4 protein-coding genes are annotated in these 2,898 nt (G+C 47.3%); 3 read left to right on the forward strand and 1 reads right to left on the reverse strand.

Features of this window, described 5'->3' with window-relative positions:
• Positions 1-164: 164 nt before the first annotated feature.
• Together O0882_RS28955 and O0882_RS28960 are read left to right on the forward strand one after the other, a co-directional pair.
• Positions 165-530, forward strand: a complete 366-nt coding sequence (locus tag O0882_RS28955) for a hypothetical protein (protein WP_289953446.1) — start codon at positions 165-167, stop codon at positions 528-530.
• A gap of 202 nt (positions 531-732) precedes the next feature.
• On the forward strand, positions 733-1,116 hold the full coding sequence (locus tag O0882_RS28960) for a cytochrome c (protein WP_289953447.1): 384 nt from the start codon (positions 733-735) through the stop codon (positions 1,114-1,116).
• Positions 1,117-1,287: 171 nt separating this feature from the next.
• On the opposite strand, the gene O0882_RS28965 is transcribed toward O0882_RS28960, so the two are convergent.
• Positions 1,288-1,680, reverse strand: coding sequence for a GFA family protein (locus O0882_RS28965; RefSeq protein ID WP_289953448.1), 393 nt, complete (start codon positions 1,678-1,680; stop codon positions 1,288-1,290).
• 219 nt (positions 1,681-1,899) lie between these two features.
• Here O0882_RS28965 and O0882_RS28970 point away from each other — a divergent pair, with 219 nt between their 5' ends.
• Entirely contained in the window at positions 1,900-2,691 is a 792-nt protein-coding gene (locus O0882_RS28970) for an alpha/beta hydrolase (RefSeq protein WP_289953449.1), read from the forward strand.
• Positions 2,692-2,898 lie beyond the last annotated feature (207 nt).

Here is a 2,898-nt window from a genome sequence, read left to right on the forward strand (position 1 = left end):
GTCAGGACCAGTTTTACCGCTTCTTCCCGAAGCTCCGGTGTATAGGTTTTTGAACGTGTCATAAGTTCTCCAGTTGGTGAAGTTTACCAAACTAGAGTGTCCGAAAAAGTCAGGGTACCTCAAGGATTATAAATATGTTGCTACCGTTACGATTGAATACACGCGTGTACACCACCGTTGCTGGCGCCATTTTTCTGCTTGCGGGTACCTCATCGGCGTTTGCCAGCACGCTTGACGAGGATAGGACACGAGGTGACATACACGGATTGTTTGAGATAAGGGAGGCCGCGGTACAGTTCATCGCAGCAGAGAATCTGAAAAATGGAACAAAGTGGCAGACCATGGAGCCGAACCGGAAGATTCTGGTTGCCAAATGTGCGGTATCTCTGCGCGTGAAATGGGTTCCGAAGAGCCATGGCCTGTCTGGACCGAATGTTGCTGTAAGTTGCGACCAGACCGTCAAGCCCACGATACAAAAGAAATGGACAGTGTTCGTCCCCATCAACAAGGGGCCGATGGCGCATACATGAGCACATCGGGGTCGTTCCATGGCATTGCACACGAACGGAGGTGCTCGATGTCATAGAAGCTGGCTCACCCGAGGAGATAAGCGGAGCCACGCGACGCGGCCTTATCGCTGGCACCACAATTTCGCTCCTGAATCACTAAACTGGTGCAACCGAACAACGGCAGATATAATCATCGACTCAGATTTTATTGATACAAGACTACATGAAAATCAAAATATCATTCATCGCCTCGCTAGGAATGCTATCGCTAATTCAGGCATCACCATCCTTCGCGGATAATATCAACGGGAAAAATCTCTATATACAGCGATGCTCCATGTGCCATGGAACAGATATCAAGGGAACCGGCCCACTGGCGAATAAAAGCAATCCTTCCACGCCTGACCTTACAACCTCCGCCTTCAAAAAACGTCTGAAAGATTATCCGGGCGTTATTGTTTCATCAGTCATACTTCGTCCGAATGGCGACTTGATTCCAAAAACTTTGCGAGAAAATGGCGTAAAAATATCGCCGTACGCATGGAAAGTTCAGGATTTTCGCGACTTACATCAATACATGAGTAGTGTGATTTTAAAGAATCGATGACTTTTAAGACAAGATCGGTGCGCGAAATTACAGCTGAAGGATTCGGAGCGGGCTGGGCCGGCGCTTCAAATCTCACCCCCAGGATGCGACGACATTCAACGAACATCGATATTCTTCGAAATATCAAGAGTGCGATAAAAAAGCCAGTCAACTGACTGGATTTTTCTTGATTTATGTTGGACTTTCTTGAAACTGTTTTGCATTATCACAAATTTCATACCATGCAGGCTTGGAGCCAACATAAACATGAAATTGTATTTTTACCTCAGGATCATCATCCAGACAGTTAACTGATATTGGAAATGAGTCATTCTCTGAACCAATTTCCCCCAACGAAGTTCCGCAATTCTTGCAAAAAGTTCTTGCATATGTAAACGGAGGCTCTGGTTCATATCGTTGAATAAATTCTCGCCCCTCCAGCAAGGTAAAAGAATTTTTATCAACAAAAGCCAAGGCACTCGCTCCGGCCTTCCGACAACGAGAACAGTGACACATGCCCATCATGCTTGGGGGGGATGCCAATTCAAATTTTACCGAACCACAGCAACAACTGCCTTTGATCATGAGGTGTCCTTTTTGAAAGTTGACACTGTATTTTTACACAGTACTTCTGGACAGGCAAGATCCACAGGGAGGAATTTTTCAGAAGCTAAAGCAGAAAGCAGCGTGCGGGCGCGAGAGGGCGCGAGGGCCAGATAGCGATCAGCTACTGACAAAAACTGACAGTCACCCCACGTAAGATCGGCGAATCAAAAACTAAAAGGCTACAAGGATAAATTCACCATGGCTACTTTTACGCATTCTTCAGGTCAGTACCTATCCGTTGATGATGCCGAAATATACTTTGAAATCATAGGTAATCCGAAAGGGAGTCCATTGCTGTTACTGCACGGCGGCTTGGGCAACCTGACTGACTTCAATGGCATTGCCGCTCAACTTGCAAGTGAATTCAGATTGATTGGCGTTGATTTTCGTGGACACGGCAAGTCGACACTCGGAAAATCCCGCCTGACCTATCAACGATATCAAGCAGATGTTGAAGCTATTCTGGCGTACTTGAACATCGATTGTTTTTCCATACTGGGCTTTAGTGACGGTGGCATCACTGCCTTGCGCATGGCCGCTGAAACCCCAGCGCGGATCAAGGGGCTGGTGGCTGTGGCGGCTCAAAGTCAAATGGAAGCGGACGACCCGATCCTTCCCATGTTAAGTGGCGTGACGGCTGATTTCTGGGAGACAAAGTTTCCCGATGCAGTCTCCTACTACAGAGAGAACAATCCAGAACCAGACTTTGATGCGTTGATCAAGTCGGTGGTATCGCTCTGGACAAATACAAAACACAGCGCTTACCCTGGCAATCTGATCAAGCAGATCACGGCAAAAACGTTGCTGGTGCGTGGCGACGAAGATCATCTTTGTTCGTTAAAGTGCATCGCTGAACTACGAGATCAAATAGAAGGTTCTGCCTTCTTGAACATCCCATATGCGGGGCACGAGGCATACAAAGATTCTCCTGTTTTATTCATGAAGGTGGTGCACGATTTTCTTACCCATCAGATTACCAAGACATGTTAATTGTCTAGTTTCGTGCTGATCTGCATTGGCGAACCCAGACGGTTCCGGGTGCGAATTTTTGGTCAATAATTGCTTTGCGAAGGGCCCCCGGTGTCAGAATGGTTGTCGCTCCGATAGGTTTGGTAAACTTGGGAGCGTTGACTGGAGCATGAATTGGCACGATACGGACAAGAATTTAAAGACAGGGCGGTGGCGAGACTGCTGCCG

The organism is Janthinobacterium sp. SUN073 (assembly GCF_030397665.1).
Classification (GTDB): domain Bacteria; phylum Pseudomonadota; class Gammaproteobacteria; order Burkholderiales; family Burkholderiaceae_D; genus Janthinobacterium.

Coding starts and splice junctions, on each gene's coding strand:
- O0882_RS28960 (WP_289953447.1), top strand. CDS start 733: ATGAAAATCAAAATATCATTCATCGCCTCGCTAGGAATGCTATCGCTA.
- O0882_RS28965 (WP_289953448.1), bottom strand. CDS start 1,680: ATGATCAAAGGCAGTTGTTGCTGTGGTTCGGTAAAATTTGAATTGGCA.
- O0882_RS28970 (WP_289953449.1), top strand. CDS start 1,900: ATGGCTACTTTTACGCATTCTTCAGGTCAGTACCTATCCGTTGATGAT.